At 41.9% G+C, this 2,025-nt stretch carries 1 protein-coding gene; it reads right to left on the reverse strand.

What is annotated here, in order from left to right; translation table 11 throughout:
- Window positions 1-147: 147 nt before the first annotated feature.
- On the reverse strand, window positions 148-1,413 hold the full coding sequence (locus tag LC574_RS37600; RefSeq protein WP_229458695.1) for a pitrilysin family protein: 1,266 nt from the start codon (window positions 1,411-1,413) through the stop codon (window positions 148-150).
- Between the last annotated feature and the right edge of the window lie 612 nt (window positions 1,414-2,025).

Here is a 2,025-nt window from a genome sequence, read left to right on the forward strand (position 1 = left end):
ATGAGGATTGCGTAGGCGTAGCCCGTCGCAGACATCGCGGGACTTTTAAGCTCATCCCACCCCTAAAAGGAGTGGGATTTCGCGTCATTTGTCATTTGTCATTTGTCATTTGTCATTTGTCATTTGTTAATGACTAATGACTAATGACTAACAGGGCTTAAGTACAGTAACTGCGTAATTCTCTGGGGAGAGATACTGTTTAGCTAATTTTTGCAGTTCTTTGGCATCAAAAGACTGAATCTGCTGGGGATATGTCACAGCTAGTTCAGCTTGGGCGATGGTATTGTAATACCCATAAAGCCCTGTAAGCTGATTTGGCGTTTCGGTAGAAAACGCATAATCGTTACATAACAGCCTGCGTGTACGAGCAAGTTCCTGTTCACTAATTCCTGTAGTCTGCAAATCATCCAAATGAGCGCAAATTAAGGACTCAACTTCCTCCAGATTTTCTGGTTCCAACCAGGCAGTAATTGTAAATAAACTTGATTCCCGTTGTAGAGCAAAACTACTGCAAATCCCCTGTACCAATTGCAAATCTTCTCGCAAATCGCGCACTAAACGCGAAGTCCGCCCTTCTGCCAATAACACTGACAATAAATCTAAACCAAAGCCAGCGCGGATTTCTTCTACTCCTGGAACCAGCCACGCCATCAATAATCGCGCTTGTTCTATGCGTGGTAAACATAGTTCTTGACGGTGAATTCCTGTTATTACTGGCTTTGTCACTTTCTCAAACTGCGGACAATTAGAGCGTTCAGCAAAATCGGCAAATGAACTATTTACCATTTCCCAAGCTGGTTGCTGGGCTATACCCCCGGCAATTACCACTGTCATGTTTTCCGGCTGATAGTGAGTGCGGTGAAAACAGCGCATTGCTTCTGGCGATTGCTGCATCAGTTCTTGCTCAGTACCCAACACCGAACGTCCGTAAGGGTGATGCGGATAGATGCTTTGAATCAGCGCTTGAAAGCCTATCCAGTCAGAATCGTCCTGACAAGAGCGAATTTCTTCTAGCACCACGTCCCGTTCGCGGCTAAATTCATCTTTTGGAATTGCCGCATTAAGCAGTAGTTCTCCCAAATAGGGCAGAGTATCTTTTAAATAAGGAGCAGCTGTGGTAAGTGAAAAATTAGCATAATCATAGCTTGTCGCCGCATTACTCACACCTCCCCGGTTTTCAACTTTAGAATCGAACATTCCAGGGGGTAGCGTCGCCGTACCTTTAAAAATCATGTGTTCTAAAAAATGCGCCATGCCAAACCACGGTTCTGGCTCTAGGCTTGCTCCAGCACGCACCCAAACATCCGCCACAACTACAGGAGTAGTGGGAATTTCTTGATGGATAAACGTTAAACCACTGTCTAGTCGGAAGACCGAGGCTGGAAATACTGTATCAGTTAGTTGCTGTGACAATTTTCTGTAGCTTTAACCACAATTTTAGATAATTTTGTGATTTTACCTCTGAATGATACCTAATTTAGAATCAAGTTATACAAATTTTGTTTTTATCAGAAAGTATTGCTAAATTTAGTAGACCTAACTCTTTTGTAAGTTTACAAAATAATAAGGGTTTGTGGCGATATTTCTGGGACTGACAAGAGCAAGCAATCGCAAAAGTACTTTTTTACAATCATATCGATTAAAAAACTGTATCATAAAGTACTATTTTTAGCAATCGCAAAACCTTTTAGTCCACAAGTTATTGGCTTCTATGGCGTCTTTATAGTTTGGATGCCAATAACCCAGATTGTGAAGGACCTCATGTGCAATCTTCGAAGCCCAGAATTCCGGAGATCTGTTGGTTTGAAGGCTGTCTTTATTCAGCCTGATATATAGATACCCTTGATTGGGTGCGAACTTAGATAAACTTTGGTTACCGGAGTAGTAATAGTTGTAATATGCACCCCCCCCACCAACCATTACCCGAGTAAGATGAGATAACTAATAAAGATGGATCACCTGTATAAGTTGTTAACGCATTTGTTAACTGCTTTTTAAATTGATTTTGACTAAAAGGTTTTGCCC

The sequence above is a fragment of the Nostoc sp. CHAB 5715 genome (assembly GCF_020829685.1).
In the GTDB taxonomy this organism is placed as follows: Bacteria; Cyanobacteriota; Cyanobacteriia; order Cyanobacteriales; family Nostocaceae; genus Nostoc.